The 16,599-nt window shown below is 52.5% G+C and carries 14 protein-coding genes; 10 read left to right on the top strand and 4 right to left on the bottom strand.

Annotation, left to right across the window (positions count from 1 at the left end; genetic code table 11):
• Nucleotide 1: 1 nt before the first annotated feature.
• The 8 genes from pabB (at nt 2) to parC (ending at nt 9,183) form a co-directional block, all read left to right on the top strand.
• On the top strand, nt 2–1,387 hold the full coding sequence (gene pabB / locus WG31_RS10145; RefSeq protein ID WP_063354446.1) for an aminodeoxychorismate synthase component I: 1,386 nt from the start codon (nt 2–4) through the stop codon (nt 1,385–1,387).
• Nucleotides 1,384–2,184, top strand: a complete 801-nt coding sequence (locus WG31_RS10140; RefSeq protein WP_063354445.1) for an aminotransferase class IV — start codon at nt 1,384–1,386, stop codon at nt 2,182–2,184. The genes pabB and WG31_RS10140 overlap by 4 nt, the downstream gene beginning before the upstream one ends.
• A gap of 69 nt (nt 2,185–2,253) precedes the next feature.
• Nucleotides 2,254–2,649: a hypothetical protein gene (locus tag WG31_RS10135; protein WP_063354444.1), complete on the top strand. Its 396-nt coding sequence runs from the start codon at nt 2,254–2,256 to the stop codon at nt 2,647–2,649.
• A gap of 310 nt (nt 2,650–2,959) precedes the next feature.
• Nucleotides 2,960–4,087, top strand: a complete 1,128-nt coding sequence (locus WG31_RS10130) for an aromatic ring-hydroxylating oxygenase subunit alpha (RefSeq protein WP_063354443.1) — start codon at nt 2,960–2,962, stop codon at nt 4,085–4,087.
• Nucleotides 4,088–4,252: 165 nt separating this feature from the next.
• Entirely contained in the window at nt 4,253–5,050 is a 798-nt protein-coding gene (gene rpsB / locus WG31_RS10125; RefSeq protein ID WP_006117466.1) for a 30S ribosomal protein S2, read from the top strand.
• Between the two features lie 134 nt (nt 5,051–5,184).
• On the top strand, nt 5,185–6,090 hold the full coding sequence (gene tsf, locus WG31_RS10120; protein ID WP_063354442.1) for a translation elongation factor Ts: 906 nt from the start codon (nt 5,185–5,187) through the stop codon (nt 6,088–6,090).
• A gap of 18 nt (nt 6,091–6,108) precedes the next feature.
• Entirely contained in the window at nt 6,109–6,897 is a 789-nt protein-coding gene (recO, locus tag WG31_RS10115; protein WP_063354441.1) for a DNA repair protein RecO, read from the top strand.
• 78 nt (nt 6,898–6,975) lie between these two features.
• Entirely contained in the window at nt 6,976–9,183 is a 2,208-nt protein-coding gene (parC, locus tag WG31_RS10110) for a DNA topoisomerase IV subunit A (RefSeq protein ID WP_063354440.1), read from the top strand.
• Between the two features lie 10 nt (nt 9,184–9,193).
• Here parC and WG31_RS10105 read toward each other — a convergent pair whose 3' ends face one another.
• From WG31_RS10105 to WG31_RS10095, 3 genes are all read right to left on the bottom strand, one after another.
• Nucleotides 9,194–9,967: an arginyltransferase gene (locus WG31_RS10105; protein WP_063354952.1), complete on the bottom strand. Its 774-nt coding sequence runs from the start codon at nt 9,965–9,967 to the stop codon at nt 9,194–9,196.
• Nucleotides 9,968–10,041: 74 nt separating this feature from the next.
• Nucleotides 10,042–11,046, bottom strand: a complete 1,005-nt coding sequence (gene hemB / locus WG31_RS10100; protein ID WP_063354439.1) for a porphobilinogen synthase — start codon at nt 11,044–11,046, stop codon at nt 10,042–10,044.
• 116 nt (nt 11,047–11,162) lie between these two features.
• Nucleotides 11,163–12,644, bottom strand: a complete 1,482-nt coding sequence (locus WG31_RS10095) for an amino acid permease (RefSeq protein WP_006117460.1) — start codon at nt 12,642–12,644, stop codon at nt 11,163–11,165.
• Nucleotides 12,645–12,824: 180 nt separating this feature from the next.
• Between WG31_RS10095 and glyA the strand changes: the two genes are divergently transcribed.
• Nucleotides 12,825–14,117 carry a serine hydroxymethyltransferase gene (gene glyA, locus WG31_RS10090; RefSeq protein ID WP_006117459.1) on the top strand — a complete coding sequence of 431 codons (1,293 nt, stop codon included), beginning with the start codon at nt 12,825–12,827 and terminating at the stop codon, nt 14,115–14,117.
• Between the two features lie 39 nt (nt 14,118–14,156).
• On the opposite strand, the gene WG31_RS10085 is transcribed toward glyA, so the two are convergent.
• On the bottom strand, nt 14,157–15,215 hold the full coding sequence (locus tag WG31_RS10085; protein ID WP_245191498.1) for a M14 family metallopeptidase: 1,059 nt from the start codon (nt 15,213–15,215) through the stop codon (nt 14,157–14,159).
• 164 nt (nt 15,216–15,379) lie between these two features.
• Here WG31_RS10085 and WG31_RS10080 point away from each other — a divergent pair, with 164 nt between their 5' ends.
• A complete protein-coding gene (locus WG31_RS10080; RefSeq protein WP_063354438.1) occupies nt 15,380–16,588 on the top strand; it encodes a glycosyltransferase family 4 protein in 1,209 nt (402 codons plus the stop codon).
• The last annotated feature ends 11 nt before the right edge of the window (nt 16,589–16,599 follow it).

Below are 16,599 nucleotides of genomic sequence, written 5' to 3'. Positions count from 1 at the left end.
ATTGGTTCAAGTAAAGGAGCTACAATGGAGGGAGCCCGATGTTGTTTTATCGGCATGGGGGCAACAGCCATGGTGTGCTTTTCTGGATAGTGGCGGCAAGATAGATAATCGAAGCCGATGGCAGATTTTTTGCCACAACCCATGCCATACAGTGGTGGCCTGGCCTCATGAAATAGAGGTGGATGGCACAAAAAAACCGATAATTTCTTCTGATGATATTTTTGAAATTCTACGTATTTTTCATGATGAATTAAAGGAATATGCGGGAGGATCATGCCAGCAAGGTATTCCATTCTGGGGTGGTCTTATTGGGTTTGCCAGTTATCAAATGGGAATGATTCTGGAAGGCGTTTTATCTCGCCATAAAGACCGGAATACACCCGCATTGGCGGCAGGTATGTATGATCATGCCTTTATTTGGGATCGTTTTGAAAAACGTGTGTTTCTTGCAGGAATTTCAAGTTTTTTTGTGAATGAACTCAATGTGGCGCAGTCTATAAGGGAATGGAACATGCTTCCTGAGCGTGTTCCATCATATAAGCTACATGTAACCAAGCCGTTTGTTCCAGACCAAAATCATGCAGCTTATTGTCAGAGCGTTACGCAAACACGGAATTATATTGCTGCGGGAGATATTTTTCAGGCGAATATAACGTGTCGATATACAACGGAAATGGCCAAAAATGTGCTGAGTGCTGAGGTCTATCGTGCGTTACGGCAGCAAATACCAGCACCTTTTGGTGCGTATTTGTCATGCGGTTCAGATTTTGCGCTGCTATCTTCTTCCCCAGAAAGATTTTTGAAAGTGGATGCGAATGGTTGTGTTTCATCACGGCCAATCAAAGGCACGGCACCACGAGGACAAACGCCAGAAGAAGATGCTTTTTGGCATAATGCACTTCTACATGATGAAAAAGAGCGTGCCGAAAACCTGATGATTGTTGACCTCATGCGGCATGATATCGGCCGTATGGCACAAATAGGCAGCGTGTATGTGCCAGACCTGCTGGTGGTAGAGCAGTTTCCGCATGTGCATCATCTGGTTTCAGAAATTCGTGGAAAGTTGCTGCCTGATAAAGATGTTTTTGATCTTTTGAAAGTAACATTGCCCCCGGGGTCTGTAACAGGAGCCCCCAAATATCGGGCTATGCAGATTATAGATGAGCTGGAAGCCTCTGCCAGAGGTGCGTATTGCGGCACTGTGTTTCGTATTGGAATAGATGGCAGTATGGACAGTTCCGTAATTATTCGCAGTTTGGAGCATTCCAAAAATCATCTGAGTATTGGTGTTGGGGGTGGTGTAACCATTCTATCTGACCCAGAAAAGGAATATAAAGAAATGTGCCTGAAATTTGCACCATTTCAGAAGTTCTGGGGGCAGGCATGAGTATTATCTGGTTAAACGGCAAAACATATCCCGTAGACCAAGCTGCTATCAGCCCGCTAGATCGTGGCGTGACATTGGGAGACGGGTTGTTTGAAACTTTGCGCATAAAGAACGGCACAGTGCCGCATTTTTTATGGCATTATCAGCGTCTTTGTAATGGTGCTCAAGTTCTGGGGTTACCTGTTCCAGAGCAAGAGAATACTTTGCAGGCGATCCGGGAGTTTTTGGCATGTGCTGGTTTTGAGAATGGCTCTGTCCGGTTGACTGTAACGCGCGGGGTGGCGCCACGCGGCCTGCTGCCGCCAGAACACTGCAAGCCAACAGTTTTTATAACAGGTGCTGCCGGTGTTTTTAGGGAGCAGTCTGTTCGTGTGTGTGTGAGTGAGCTGGTGCGCAGAGATGAGCTTTCCCCACTTTCTCGTATTAAATCGCTCAGTTATTTGCCCGGTATTGTAGCAAGGCAGGAAGCAGAGCGAAAAGGCTGCGATGATGCCCTTTTACTAAATATGCAAGGGCATATAGCGGAAAGCACAATTAGTAATATTGTTATGCAAACAGAGGCAGGGTTGATAACACCTCCTGTTACAGAAGGCGCTTTACCGGGCATTGCCCGTAGGCTGCTATTAGATGCGGGCGTAATGCAAGAGCGGCCTGTCTGTTACGAAGATATTGTAAAAGCGCAAGGGGTGTATTTAACAAACAGCCTTTCCTTGCGCACTGTTACGCATTTGGATGGAAAAGCGCTCTCATGCCATCCAGAATCTTATGAAAAAATAAGGGAAATTCTGAAAAAATAAAATTTGCAACTCTTCCAAATTGCTGGCGTTGGAAAACGGGATACCTCATTTTATTAAAAGGAATATCCCATGCAGAAAATCTTAACTTCTATGCTGCTTGGCGCGTCTTTAAGTGTGATGCCAGCATTGGCTATGGCGCAGGATAATAGTGGTACGCCGCCTACAGCCGAGGGCGCTGCTTCCCAGCAGGGGAAGGCTCCCTCAAAAGCGGCCGAAGGGCCGAATGGTGAGCATGTTGATCCATCTAAAAAGCTATGGAGCAACCCACGCACGGTAGATGAGCAACCCGGCACGCAACCGCCTTCTAACGATGGCAAGAACCCGGCTCATCCGGTTAAGGAATATCATCCTCACCATACCCCGCATGGCAAGAAGTCCGGGGTGGTGGAAAGCCCAAGTGAGACAATCCCCGGTAACAATCAGCCGTCTTCTACGCATCTTCTGGAAAATCACGCCCCGCAATAATGCAATGAAGAGTGCCTGTTTCTATGAGGTATGTGGTCTGGCAGGATAGGACCGTTGCGGCCAGTGCACAGCTTGGTTGGTTGTTTGCATCTGGGCGCAGCGTACAAAATCGGCTAACCTTCCCACCCATGTGATGGCGCGGCAGGGCTGAGCAAAAAGCAGCTTCAATATCTTGAAGGCGTCATCCCCGCCCATGTTTGTTCAGGCAGTTTCGTTATGCGGAATTGTAGGGCACGTGGGCATAGGCATGTTTTTAAGGTGATGTTGTTCCTGCTGCATCAGCCTTGTTGGATTCTGAAAGGGTGACGTCATGCTGGTGGAAGAGGCCAAGGGAAAACAGGCGGACGGTTCTAATACGCCGCATTATGATCTTCGGCAGATCGATTGTGATCCTAATTTCTGGTACCCTGTGGCGTGGTCGCACAAGGTGCGCCCCGGCAAAACATTTGCCGCGCGTTATGCTGGCCACCCCATCGCACTTATTCGCCCTGAATATGGGCCTGTTTATGCGCTAGAAGACCGTTGCGCACATCGGCAGGTGCCGCTGAGCAAGGGCGTTGTGGATGATAAGGGGTGTGTAAAATGCTGCTACCACGGCTGGGCATTTGACCGCGCAGGTAAATGTGTAACCGTGCCTTATCTGAACAAGGAAGGGGTGGGCCGTCCGGTTAAGTCTTACCCTTGCCGTGAAAAAAGCGGCCTGATCTTTATCTTCCCCGGTGATCCGGCTTTGGCTGATAAAGTGCCCGTGCCAGACGTAGCGCAGGTGGGGAACCCGGAATACAAAACCCGTATGTTCAGCCCGCGGCTGAAATGCCACTACACCTTTATGCATGAAAACCTGATGGACATGAACCATCAGTTCCTGCATCGGCGGCAGATGGGCTCCATCACGGCGCGCTTCTTGGGGCAGGATAAGGGTGATGATTTTCTGGAAGCACGCTACAGCTTTGCCCGCAAAGGTGGTAATCAGCCGCTGGCTGAAGCCCTGATTTTTGGCAAGCATCATGACTACGAAGACCGGGAGCAGCCGGTTGAAGAAGTTGTGTCCATCCGTACCACCTATCCATATCAGACACTCCAGATTCATGATAAGGATGGCGATCTGATCATGGATTTGTGGACATCCTATGTACCACTAGGTGAAACACAGCAGGTTACGCAGGCGTTTGGTCTGCTTTCTGTTAAAAAACCCAAATGGAACTTCCTGCTCAATCTGGCATGGCCTGCGCTGGGTATTTTCACACATCGCATCTTTGAAGAAGACCGCGAAATTGTGGAAATGGAACAGAACGCATGGCGTGAACTGGGCGGAGATCACAACGTTGAAGTGTTCCCTGTTGTAAAGTCGCTTCGTGCTCTGCTGGCGCGTAGTGGTGTGCCTAACAAATACGCCCATCCAGTAGAAACAGTCTCCAAGGCAGAAGACGCAGCCTGAAAAGAGCGTTTTTTATCTTGTCCGAGCGCAAAAAAACGGCCATAAGGGCCGCGCTCGGTCAAGGCCGGGAGCATAACGCACGCGAGGAAAACACCATCTGGTGCTCTGCCTGTCCGGCAGGGTAACGCCTCGCGGAGGAATAACCAGAAAGGTAGGAATACGCTTATGGCGATGCCTGATTTTACCCTTCGTCAGCTTCTGGAAGCTGGTGTTCACTTTGGTCACCACACCCGTCGCTGGAACCCGCGCATGGCGCCGTACCTGTTCGGTGTGCGCAACCAGGTTCATATTATTGATCTGCAGCAGACTGTTGGCCTGCTTGATCGTGCTCTGCAGGCTATCCGCAACACTGTTGCTGGTGGTGGCCGCGTTCTGTTTGTTGGCACCAAGCGTGCTGCGCAGGATCCGATTGCAGAAGCAGCTCGTCGTTGCGGTCAGTACTACGTCAATCACCGCTGGCTCGGCGGTATGCTGACAAACTGGAAGACCATTCAGGGTTCCATCAAGCGCCTGCGTGGCATTGAAGAAACGCTGGACGGCGCAACCGCTGGTCTGACCAAGAAAGAAATTCTGGACATGACCCGCCAGCGCGACAAGCTGGAACGCTCCTTGGGCGGGATTAAGGAAATGGGTGGCCTGCCGGACATCCTGTTCGTGATCGACACCAACAAGGAAAAGCTGGCTATTGAAGAAGCCAACAAGCTGGGTATCCCGGTTGTGGCTATTCTGGACAGCAACTCCGATCCGCGTGGTGTTACCTTCCCGATTCCGGGTAACGATGATGCCATCCGCGCTATCGGCCTGTATTGCGATCTGGTTTCTTCCGCTGTTCTGGACGGTATTTCCGCAGAACTGGGCGCTTCCGGTCAGGATATCGGCGCTGCTGAAGAACTGCCTGTTGAGCCTGCTCTGGAAGCCGCTCCGGCAGCAGAAACACCGGCACCAGCACCGGCTGCAAGCTAACGGAATACACAAACAGCCCGGTTATCATGCCGGGCTGTTTTTTCCTGCATGAATGCCTGCATTGGCAGGCCATGGAATATTCCGGTTCGCGCCCCTAAGTGGGCGCGTTCGGGTTTTTCAAGGAGTATAGAATTATGGCGGCAATTACGGCTGCACTGGTCAAGGAACTGCGCGAAAAAACTGGCGCAGGCATGATGGACTGCAAAAAAGCACTGAACGAAGCCAACGGTGATATCGAAGCCGCTATTGATTGGCTGCGTACTAAGGGCCTTGCTGCTGCGGCAAAAAAATCTGGCCGTGTTGCTGCTGAAGGTCTGGTAGGCGTTGCCTCTGCAGACAAAGTGGCTGCCATGGTTGAAGTAAACGCTGAAACCGACTTTGTGGCCCGTAACGAATCCTTCCAGAACTTTGTGGAATCCGTTGCTAAAGTTGCGCTTAAGGTTGGTGAAGATCTGGAAGCCATTAAGGCTGCCACGTTGGAAACCGGTCGTACCGTTGCTGATGAACTGACGCATCTGGTTGCAACCATCGGTGAAAACATGACCCTGCGTCGGGCACGTGTGCTTACTGTGCCGTCTGGCGTGGTTGCTACCTATGTTCACGGTGCCCTGCGCCCCGGTCTGGGCAAGATTGGCGTTCTGGCTGCTATTGAAGCCCCGACCGCTGATGAAGCTATCGAACAGCTTGGCCGTCAGGTTGGCATGCACGTTGCTGCCACACGTCCTTCCGCTCTGGATGTTACCAGCCTTGATCCGGCAGAAGTTGAACGTGAACGCGCAGTGCTGATTGAACAGTCCCGCGCTTCCGGCAAGCCAGAAGCTATCATCGAAAAGATGGTCGAAGGCCGCATCCGTAAGTTCTACGAAGAAGTTGTGCTTCTGGAGCAGGTATGGGTGCATGATGGCGAAACCCGCGTGAAAGACGTGCTGAAGAAAGCTGGCGTTAAGCTGGTTGGCTTTGATCGCTTCCAGTTGGGTGAAGGCATCGAAAAAGAAGAAGATGACTTTGCTGCTGAAGTCGCCAAGGTTGCTGGCGTCTAAGGTCGAGCTTTCCGAGTGATGGACAAGGGCGGGACTTCCTATGAAAAGGAGGCTCCCGCCCTTGTGCTTTTTGCAGGTGTGCAGGGCGAAACCAGCGCACGTATACACGTTCTAACAGAAGATTACGGCCCTCTGCGGGGTATAGCCTATGGCGGTGCCAGTAAAGCGGGCCGCGCCCTATGGCAACCGGGCAATGTGGTTAAAACCAGCTTTCATAAACGCAGCGCCGCAGCACCATTACAAATTTCTGGCGAACTACTGTACGCCTGTGCTGCACGATTGCTGGATGCTCCGTTAGCGCTGGGCATGGTGCAATCTGTTTGTGTGTTGGCGGATGTTACGTTGCCAGAAGCTGATCCTTGCCCATTCCTTTTTGCAGAAACTGTGCGTTTACTTACCTTTTTGGGGTATGATCCTGTTGTTGCAGAACGGGAAGGTATGCCACACGTAGTGCGGTGGGAAATGGCACTGCTGGCAACTTTAGGTTTTGGGCTGGATCTTTCCGCTTGTGCGGTTACCGGCAGCACAGAAAATCTACATTATGTCTCACCACGTACAGGGCGCGCAGTTAGTGAGGAAGGTGCAGGAGAGTGGAAAGATCGGCTTTTGCCACTTCCGTCTTTTTTGCGAGATACAGAACAAACCGGTCATGCGGCAGATTGGTTGGCAGGTTTACGCCTAACAGGCCATTTTCTGGCGCGCGATGCCTTTGGCCAGCGCCATTTACCCTTACCCGCAGCACGCCAACGGCTCTATGATCGGCTGGAAATGCGTGTTCTGGCAGACCAAACACCTATAACCGAGTAGCGCAAGACTGGCACAACCGATACGAGGGCTGTATGTCTTGTTTTTAATGGATCATGCACAGCTTTCCAGGGATGGCAGATGAGCGAAACCGCAGGACATATTGAGGAAACAAAACTGGCAGAGGCGCTGAGTGAGCGTTATCTGGCCTATGCGCTTTCCACCATCATGTCCCGCTCTTTGCCGGATGTGCGGGATGGGCTTAAGCCGGTGCATCGGCGCTTGGTTTATGCCATGCATCAGCTCCGGCTAGATCCGGCTTCTGGTTTTAAAAAATGCGCCCGTGTGGTGGGTGATGTTATTGGTAAGTTCCACCCTCACGGTGATGCCTCTGTTTACGAAGCGCTGGTGCGGCTGGCGCAGGATTTTGCCGCACGTTACCCGCTGGTAGAAGGGCAGGGGAATTTTGGTTCTGTTGATGGTGATAACCCGGCCGCCATGCGGTACACGGAAGCTCGCCTGACAGAAGTTGCCGTGGCCCTGTTGGACGGCATTGAAGATGATGCCGTAGATTTTCGCCCCACCTATGATGGTGAGGAGCAGGAACCTGTTGTTCTTCCATCGGCTTTCCCCAATCTGCTTGCCAATGGTGCGGCAGGTATTGCTGTGGGTATGGCCACCAGTATTCCCCCTCATAATGCAGCAGAAGTTTGCGCTGCGGCTGCTTTGTTGGTGCGTAAACCCTCTGCCACTACGCAGGAGCTGCTAGAGCTTATGCCGGGGCCGGATTTTCCCACCGGTGGCCTGATTGTGGAAGATTCGGATGCTATTTTGCAGGCGTACGAAACAGGCCGTGGCAGCTTTAGAATGCGTGCGCGGTGGGAGGTCGAACAGGGCCGTTTTAGTACGTGGCATATTGTGGTTACGCAAATTCCGTATCAGGTGCAGAAATCTCGCCTGATTGAGCAGATTGCTGATTTGCTGGATCAGAAAAAACTGCCTCTGCTAGGGGATATCCGTGATGAAAGTACGGATGAAATTCGTCTGATTCTGGAGCCCAAAACACGCGGTATAGAACCAGAAGTGCTGATGGAAACATTGTTTCGCGCCACACCGCTGGAAAGTCGCTTTGGCCTGAACATGAATGTGCTGGGGGCGGATCGTTCACCCGGTGTGATGGGGCTTAAGCAAGTTATTCAGGCTTGGTTGAACCATCGGCATGAAGTGCTGGAACGCCGAAGCCGCCATAGATTGACAGCGGTGGAACGGCGGCTGGAAATTCTTTCGGGTTTCCTTGCTGTTTATCTTAACCTGGATGAGGTTATTCGCATTATTCGGGAAGAGGATGATGCCAAGGTCAGCCTGATAGCCACGTTCAAGCTAACAGATTTGCAAGCAGAATCCGTGCTCAACATGCGCCTGCGGAGTTTGCGGCGCCTTGAGGAGATGGAAATCCGCAAGGAGCATGATGCTCTTTCTGCCGAGCAAGCAGCATTAATGGCATTGCTTGATAGTGAAAAACAGCGCTGGAAAACGATCGAGCGCGAATTAACAACCATGATCAAAGCTTTCGGGAAAGGTCGTTGGGGTGAGCGTAGAAGCACTATCCTTTCTGCGCCCAAGCCTGTTGATATTTCCGTGGTGGAAGAAGTTGAGCGCGAACCACTCACCATGATCCTTTCTCAAAAAGGATGGGTGCGTGCGGTTAAAGGCCATAATGTTGATCTGGAAAATCAAAAGTTTAAGGAAGGGGATGCTCTCAAGCTGGCTATTCCTTGCCAGACATCAGATAGGCTCTGCTTCTTTGCAACAGATGGGCGAGCCTATACCGTAAAAGGGGCCGATCTACCGCGAGGCCGCGGGGATGGGCAACCTATTCGCCTGTTGATTGACCTTTCCAACGATGAAGACCTTCTGGCTGTTTTCCCGATAGAAGATGGCAAACGCCGCTTGGTGGCTTCAAGCGCTGGGCGTGGCATGCTGGTGGAAGAAGAAGCCTTGGTGGCGGAAAAACGATCGGGCCGACAGGTGCTGAACCTGAAGGAAGGCGAATTTGCCCGCATATGTGTACCCGCAGAAGGAGACCATGTTGCCGTTGTGGGGGATAACCGGCGGTTCCTGATTTTTCCATTGGAGCAGTTGCCCGTCATGGCGCGCGGCCTTGGTGTGGCTTTGCAGAAATACTCGGATGGAGGAGGGTTGCGCCAAGCTGTGGTGTTTACTGCAGCAGATGGGCTGCACTGGCCGGGCACTGCGCGTGTGCGCCAGTTTGCTGATCTGCAAGATTGGGTTAGCCGCCGCGCGGCTGTTGGTAAAGTTGCGCCACCTTGGGCGGGTAAAAAGCCTTAAGCACTGCCACTTAGAACAGAGGGCCTTCCGGAAACGGATGGGCCCTTTCTGTTTTGGGGGGATAGTTTAGATCCAACTTCTGCCATGTGCCATTGCGCAAAATTTCTGCGGGCTGAAAGCGTTCTTTGTAAGCCATTTTAGGGCTGCCCGGCACCCAATACCCCAGATACAGGTATGGTAACTCCATCTGCATGGCTAATTCTGCCAAGGAAAGAATGGCAAAACTGCCGAGAGAACGCTGAGGGCAGTTAGGCTCATAAAAGCTGTAAACAGCAGAAAGCCCATCTTCCAGAACATCAATCAGGCTGGCGGCCATTAAGGTGGCGTCTGGCGCACGAAATTCGACAAGTCGCGTATCTACAGGCGTTTCTTCCACCATAATCCGGTAATCATGCATGGACATGCCCGCCATTTCACCATCGGAATGGCGGCTATCCAGATATCTGCGGAAGAGTGTGTATTGTTCGTCTGTGGCGGTAGGGGGCAGGAGGCTGCGCATAAGATCAGCATTCCGCCGGACTGCGCGTTTTTGTGTGCGATGAGGCGTCAGATTTCTGACAGGCAAACGAATAGGAATGCAGGCAGAGCAACCATCGCAAATAGGTGCGTAAGCCAAGGTATGGCTCCGCCTGAAACCGGCATGGGAAAGGCGGCTGTGTAGGAAGTTGGCATCCGGGGTTGCAAGATCCACCAGTATTTTACGCTCAATGCGATTGGGCAGATACGGACAGGCACCGGGTGGCGCGGTGTAGAAAAAATGCGGCCTGTCTTGCGATGACGTCATGGGGAGAAATGATCCCGCAACAAAATTATGGGCCAGAAAACTCTGGCCCATATGCCGTGATATTGACTGGCAACTTATTGGCCGAAAGATGCCCGGATACGTTCTGCAGCTTCAATAGCAAAATACGTTAAAATGCCATTGGCACCCGCGCGGCGGAAGGCTAGCAGGCTTTCCATAACGGCACGTTCATGATCCAGCCAGCCATTGCGGATGGCAGCCATCAGCATCGCATATTCACCAGATACCTGATAGGCAAAGGTGGGCACGTGGAATTCATCTTTCACACGGCGGATGATATCCAGATACGGCAGGCCGGGTTTGACCATCACCATATCTGCGCCTTCAGCAATGTCCATTTCTACTTCACGCAGGGCTTCATCGCTGTTGGCAGGATCCATCTGATAGGTTTTTTTATCACCTTTCAGCATACCGCCAGACCCCAGAGCATCACGGAACGGGCCGTAAAATGCGCTGGCGTATTTGGCCGCGTAGGACATAATCCGGGTGTTAATCAGCCCGTTGCCGTCCAAATCACGCCGAATAGCCTCAATACGGCCATCCATCATGTCTGATGGGGCAATAATGTCTACACCGGCAGCAGCCTGATTTACTGCTTGCTGGGAAAGAATGGTTACGGATGGATCATTCACCACGTAGCCATTTTCAATCAGGCCATCGTGGCCGTGGCTGGTGTAGGGGTCCAGTGCTACGTCACCAATCAGCCCGACGTTTGGAAATTCTTTTTTAAGCAGGCGGGCGGCCCGGCACATCAGGTTATCCGGGTTTGTGGCTTCCGTGCCTTTTTCATCCCGCGCTTCTGTGGGCGTAATGGGGAAAAGGGCCAAAGCCGGAATGCCCAGCTTTGCAGCGGGCTCAACATGTGCGGCCAGTTTATCCAGCGTTACACGGTGTACGCCGGGCATGGAGGACACCTCGGTAACCGAGTTGGTGCCTTCCATAAAAAAGATAGGCCAGATGAGGTTGTTGATGCCCAACGTATTTTCAGCAACCAAGCGGCGCGTGAAATCATCAATCCGGTTGCGCCGGGGGCGAGCCAGAGGAAAACGGCCAGCCATCATGGGCAGGATCTCCTTGCTGCTGCCTGCGGGCGTGGTGGGGTGCTTAAAAGAACCCCCACCACGGCGGGCGGGACAGACGGGTGAATGCTGCCTAGAAGTATGCGCGCCTGTGCGCTTTATGCAACCCTGTCTGGCGGAATGCTGGGTCGCGCTAATGCGCTATGGTAACGGCCATAGGTAAGGTAAATCACCATCCCGATGGCCAGCCATACGACCAGCCGGATCCATGTCAGTCCATCCAGCGAGACCATGACCGTGCCGCAGGAGAGAATACCCAGAATGGGAATAATGTCTCCGCCGGGAACCCGAAAGGCACGTGGATGATCAGGTGCCTTGCGGCGTAGGATCATTACGCCAGCGCATACCAGAATAAAAGCCAGAAGCGTGCCGATGGATGTCATGTGCCCCAGCTCAGAAATAGGCAAAAACGCGCTTAGCAGGCAGATGATAAGCATGAAAAAGACGTTGGACATCCAAGGTGTCTGATATTTTGGATGTGTGGCGCTAAACATGGGGGGCAGCAGACCATCGCGGGACATGGCAAAAAACACGCGGCTCTGGCCTAAAAGCATACCCATGAGCACGGATGTAAACCCACAAATAATGCCAATTTTGATAGCAAGTTGCAGCCATGTATAGGGCGTGCGGTTAATAGCTGTGGCGACCGGGGCGGCATCTCCCAGCATGTCTTTGTAATTGACCAGACCGGTCATTACAAAAGAGAAGCAAACATAAGCCAACGCGCAAATGAGCAAGCTGCCCAAAATACCAATGGGCATATCACGCGCCGGGTTTTTGGTTTCCTGCGCTGTGGTGGAAACGGCATCAAACCCCACATAGGCAAAAAAGATGGTGCCCGCAGCGCGCATGATGCCAGACCAGCCATACTGCCCAAAGGTGCCTGTATTTTGTGGGATAAACGGGTGATAGTTGGCCGGGTTGATGTAGTGGATGCCAAAGCCAATGAACGCCGTAATCACCAATAGTTTGATGACCACCACAACGGCATTCACCATAGCGGATTGCGAGATCCCGCGAATAAGGATCCATGAAACCAGGCAGGTAATAAAAACTGCGGGCAAGTTCATCAGTCCCGAAACCATGCTGCCATCAGGCATCTGCACGGTTTCAAAGGGGGAGGTCGTAAGCCGCGGGGGCAGCACGATCCCCCACGAATCCAATAAGGACACCACATACCGAGACCAACTAACCGCAACAGTGGCTGCGCCAACGGCGTATTCCAGCACCAGATCCCAACCAATAATCCATGCCATCATTTCGCCTAGCGTGACATACGCATAGGTATAAGCACTTCCCGCAATGGGGATCATGCTGGCCAGTTCGCTGTAGCAGAGCCCGGCAAAGCCACAGGCAATGGCTGCAATAAAAAAGGAAAGAACCACAGCAGGTCCAGCATTTTCAGAAGCGGCAATGCCGGTAAGAGAAAATAGTCCAGCCCCAATTGTGGCGCCAACACCCAACGCTACAAGGCTTCCCGGCCCCAGAACACGCTTAAGCCCTGGCGCTGCCTGTAGCTTGTCTAGCGGTAAACATCGCGTAAATGCCGATGTTACAGAGGGGGCAGACTTCTGCTCCATATATTTTTCTCCTGTCCGGGCCGCACGGAAAGCGGTAAGAAGCCTCCAACGGTCTTTTTTCTATAAACAGGCCAGCAGCACATCCTGGCAAGATGTGTTTCTAACGTAACAAACGGACACCGCCTGCCGCCCGGCAAATATGCTGGTGAACATATTGTCTGATTTTGAGGGAACACCTGAATGAGCCACACGGATCTGGATCGCTTTTTCCATGCGTCTCTAGCCCAGACTGATCCGGATGTTGCAGCCGCCATTGAAGGCGAGCTGAAGCGTCAGCAGGAAGGCATTGAACTGATAGCCAGTGAGAACATGGCGTCTGAAGCTGTGCTTCAGGCTCAGGGCAGCGTGCTAACCAACAAATATGCCGAAGGTTATCCCGGCCGCCGCTATTACGGGGGCTGTGTGGAAGTGGATAAGGTTGAAAACCTTGCCATCGACCGCGTGAAAACCCTGTTTGGTGCCGCATTTGCCAACGTGCAGCCGCATTCTGGCGCCAACGCCAACCAGGCGGCCTTTATGGCTATGGGCAAACCGGGTGACACGGTGCTGGGCATGAGCCTTGCCGCTGGTGGCCACCTTACCCACGGTGCAGCCCCTAACTATTCTGGCAAATGGTTTAATTCCGTGCAGTACGGCGTGCGTCAGCAGGACGGCATGCTGGATTACGAGGAAATGGAACGGCTGGCGCGTGAGCATAAACCATCCATTATTGTGGCTGGTGGCTCTGCATATCCGCGTATTATTGATTTTGCCCGCTTCCGCCGCATTGCGGATGAAGTTGGTGCACTTCTTATGGTGGATATGGCGCATTTTGCTGGTTTGGTGGCTGCTGGCCTGTATCCGAACCCGCTAGAATACGCGCATATTGTAACCTCCACCACGCATAAAACCCTGCGTGGCCCACGTGGCGGTCTGATCCTGACCAATGACGAAGCATTGGCTAAAAAGATCAACTCTGCTGTGTTCCCCGGTTTGCAGGGCGGCCCGCTGATGCACGTTATTGCCGGTAAAGCCGTGGCGTTTGGTGAAGCCCTCCGTCCAGAATTTAAGGAATACCAGAAAGCGGTGCAGAAAAACGCAGCCGTTCTGGCCGAAGTTCTGGTGGAACGTGGGTTTGATATCGTAACAGGTGGCACGGATTCACACCTGCTTCTGGTTGATCTGCGCCCCAAAAAGGTAACTGGTAAAGCTGCGGAACAGGCTCTGGAACGCGCTGGTATTACAGCCAACAAAAACGCCATTCCGTTTGATCCGGAAAAGCCCGCCATCACTTCCGGTGTGCGTTTGGGCAGCCCGGCAGCAACGGCTCGCGGCTTCCGTGAGGAAGAGTTCCGCCAGATTGGTGAAATGATTGACGAGGTTCTGACAGCTCTGGCCGCTTCTGGCGGTGAGGGTAACAGCGAAGTTGAAAACGCTGTGCATGAACGCGTTAAGGCTCTGTGCGCTAAATTTCCTATCTATAGCCGCGCATAATAACTTCGCCTTTTAGGGTATCAGAACGGGCATGTAGGCTTAGGCTTGCATGTCCGTTTTGTTATTAAGGCGCTTGGCAAGCCTTACGGCTGTATGCCCCCGGCGTGGGCGTAAATTGGGCATAACCAAGATACAGTTATTATAGGGCGTACGAATTTCATCTTGCCCATCAAAAGCAATAACAGTGCCCGCCTTACGGATAACGCTGCCACTTACAAACGGCTGGACAAAAACAAAGCGAGATGTCAGCGCCCGTACGCAGTCTGTCACCACAGCTTGCCATACAGGTTCTGAAGGTGATGCGAATGTAGGAGCGGAAGGGAGAGTGCCGGTTTGTGCCAGAAACAGGCGGGTGCTGAGCAACGCTTGCTGTGCGGCATCTTTTTGCCAGTGTTGCCCCGCTTCCAATAGGCAAGCACGCGTATATGAATGTGGCGTATTAAAGCGGGTGTAATCAATCAGCCTTAATCCATCCTCATGTCCACCATCCTGAACAACAGCAGGTGGGTTGGGTTGCGCGCCAGATACGCAGTAGGCAAGGTCTCGGCTGTTTTCCGCCATGCTGCACAGGAAAAGGGGTTGTGCTGGCCAGAGCATGGTGTGGATATCTAAAAGAATATCTACCGTTTCCAGCACAGGCAGCACTTCGCGTACGCGTTGCATTTCGACAGATGTGTGCGCCGAGGCAATTAACTCCGGCTGCCATAACCGGTTCATGTCTTCTTCTACAAAGCGGGATAAGGTGGGGCGTGCGGGGTTAAAGGTTTTATAAGCAGCCAGATTAAGAAAAATCAGGCTTAATCGCCCATGTAACGGGCGTAATGGTAGCCTAAGAAGCTGTTGCAGGGCATAGGCTCCAGCGTATTCGTTGCCATGCATCAGGGCTGTAACAGCCACATGGGGGCCGGGGCGGCGGCTTTCAAAATGATGCACACCTTGAATACCGCAGTTTCCCGCAATCCACGGGCTGATGTCTGGTGGCGGATATTCAATACACACAGCAGGCAAAGCGGGGGGAGAAGGCGGGAGTAAGGCAGACACAGCCCGAAAACGAAATGCGCTATCGGGCCGCACATGCCGCTTGGATGCACAACTCATACCCCGCTCTCCAGATATCTAGTGGGAGAAGGTATTTCGGCGTGTATGGGGGAATGAAAAAAGGAACAGCACCGCATGTGCAAAAGTATGCGGTGGGTTGTGCGGGGCTGCAATCCCTGCTTTGTCTCAACTTTCTTCTTATTTTCAGGTGACGGACAGTACGAGTGACATCTTCTCTTCATCCTCTCCATCACTTGTGGCGTCTGTTTCCTGTAGCCCAAAGGCGGCGTTTATTGGCCAAGGCTACTGCTTTGCTTGCCCCTAAAGCGGTTAGCCCCACGCCTGTTGCTGATGCAAACGTGATTATTGGAGGAGAGCTTGGCCGGGGTTCTGGCTTGGGTGAAGGGGCCAGATTACTTCTGCGTGGTCTGCTTTCTCAAGGGGTAAAGGCAGAAGGTGTAGAAGCAGGCCTGCTGCAATCGCAGGGGAAGGTAGTGCTGGATTCTGTTTTTGCAGATCCAAAAGCGGCTTTGGTGCTGCATGTAAATGCGCCACAAACGCCAACAGCCCTTTTGCGTTTGGGCCGCAAACATGTGCTCGGGCGGCGCATTGTAGGTTATTGGGTGTGGGAACTGCCGGTTGTCTCCCCAGAATGGCATGCAGGTGTACCTTGTGTGCATGAAATCTGGACTCCTTCCCACTTTAGCGCACGGGCGCTGGAACCTCTTATGCCCGGCCGGGTCAAGGTTGTGCCTTACCCATTGGCGTGTGTGCCTCCGCAGCCTTCTAAACTAGACCGTCAGGCTTTTGGGTGGCCCGAGGATGCTGTGGTGGTATTGGTTTCTTTTAGTCTTGCGTCCAGCTTTGAACGTAAGAACCCTTTGGCTGCTATAGCGGCATTTCGACAGGCATTTGGAGACAGAAAAGACCGCCTGTTGGTCATGAAAATATCTGGTGCAGATCATTATGCAGCAGATATGCAACGCCTGAAGGACGCTACGGGTGGCGCACAGAATATCCGTTTTGAAAACCGTATGCTGCCAATGCCAGATGTGTACGCCATGACACAGCAAGTTGATATTGTGCTTTCCCTGCACCGGAGCGAAGGATTTGGGCTGGTGCCCGCAGAAGCCATGCTGCTGGAACGTCCTGTTATAGCCACAGATTGGTCTGCCACAGCAGAATTTCTGACATCAGACTGTGGTTGGCCAATTTCTTACAAACTTGTAACAGCTACAGATACGCGGGGCGTGTATCAGGTGCCTCAAGCTGTGTGGGCAGAGGCAGATATTGGGTGTGCAGTGGAAGCATTACAAACTCTTGCAAATGATGCCAATAAGCGCCGCCAGCTTGGGCAGGCCGCTGGTAAGGCAGCATTGCGGGCTTTTGGCCCCACCCCTTTACTGAACGCCGTAGCTGCGTTGCAGAAGTAGATTAGGAAAAG

The organism is Acetobacter oryzifermentans (genome assembly GCF_001628715.1).
In the GTDB taxonomy this organism is placed as follows: domain Bacteria; phylum Pseudomonadota; class Alphaproteobacteria; order Acetobacterales; family Acetobacteraceae; genus Acetobacter; species Acetobacter oryzifermentans.
The sequence above is the reverse complement of the archived record's forward strand: the minus strand, read 5'-3'. Positions and strand labels throughout refer to the sequence as shown.

Bases quoted from the DNA above. Each gene is read 5' to 3' on its own strand.
- WG31_RS10095 (WP_006117460.1), bottom strand. From the start codon at position 12,644: ATGGAGCAGAAGTCTGCCCCCTCTGTAACATCGGCATTTACGCGATGT.
- WG31_RS10105 (WP_063354952.1), bottom strand. From the start codon at position 9,967: ATGACGTCATCGCAAGACAGGCCGCATTTTTTCTACACCGCGCCACCC.
- tsf (WP_063354442.1), top strand. From the start codon at position 5,185: ATGGCGGCAATTACGGCTGCACTGGTCAAGGAACTGCGCGAAAAAACT.
- WG31_RS10135 (WP_063354444.1), top strand. From the start codon at position 2,254: ATGCAGAAAATCTTAACTTCTATGCTGCTTGGCGCGTCTTTAAGTGTG.
- WG31_RS10130 (WP_063354443.1), top strand. From the start codon at position 2,960: ATGCTGGTGGAAGAGGCCAAGGGAAAACAGGCGGACGGTTCTAATACG.
- rpsB (WP_006117466.1), top strand. From the start codon at position 4,253: ATGGCGATGCCTGATTTTACCCTTCGTCAGCTTCTGGAAGCTGGTGTT.
- WG31_RS10085 (WP_245191498.1), bottom strand. From the start codon at position 15,215: ATGAGTTGTGCATCCAAGCGGCATGTGCGGCCCGATAGCGCATTTCGT.
- parC (WP_063354440.1), top strand. From the start codon at position 6,976: ATGAGCGAAACCGCAGGACATATTGAGGAAACAAAACTGGCAGAGGCG.
- WG31_RS10140 (WP_063354445.1), top strand. From the start codon at position 1,384: ATGAGTATTATCTGGTTAAACGGCAAAACATATCCCGTAGACCAAGCT.
- recO (WP_063354441.1), top strand. From the start codon at position 6,109: ATGGACAAGGGCGGGACTTCCTATGAAAAGGAGGCTCCCGCCCTTGTG.
- glyA (WP_006117459.1), top strand. From the start codon at position 12,825: ATGAGCCACACGGATCTGGATCGCTTTTTCCATGCGTCTCTAGCCCAG.
- hemB (WP_063354439.1), bottom strand. From the start codon at position 11,046: ATGATGGCTGGCCGTTTTCCTCTGGCTCGCCCCCGGCGCAACCGGATT.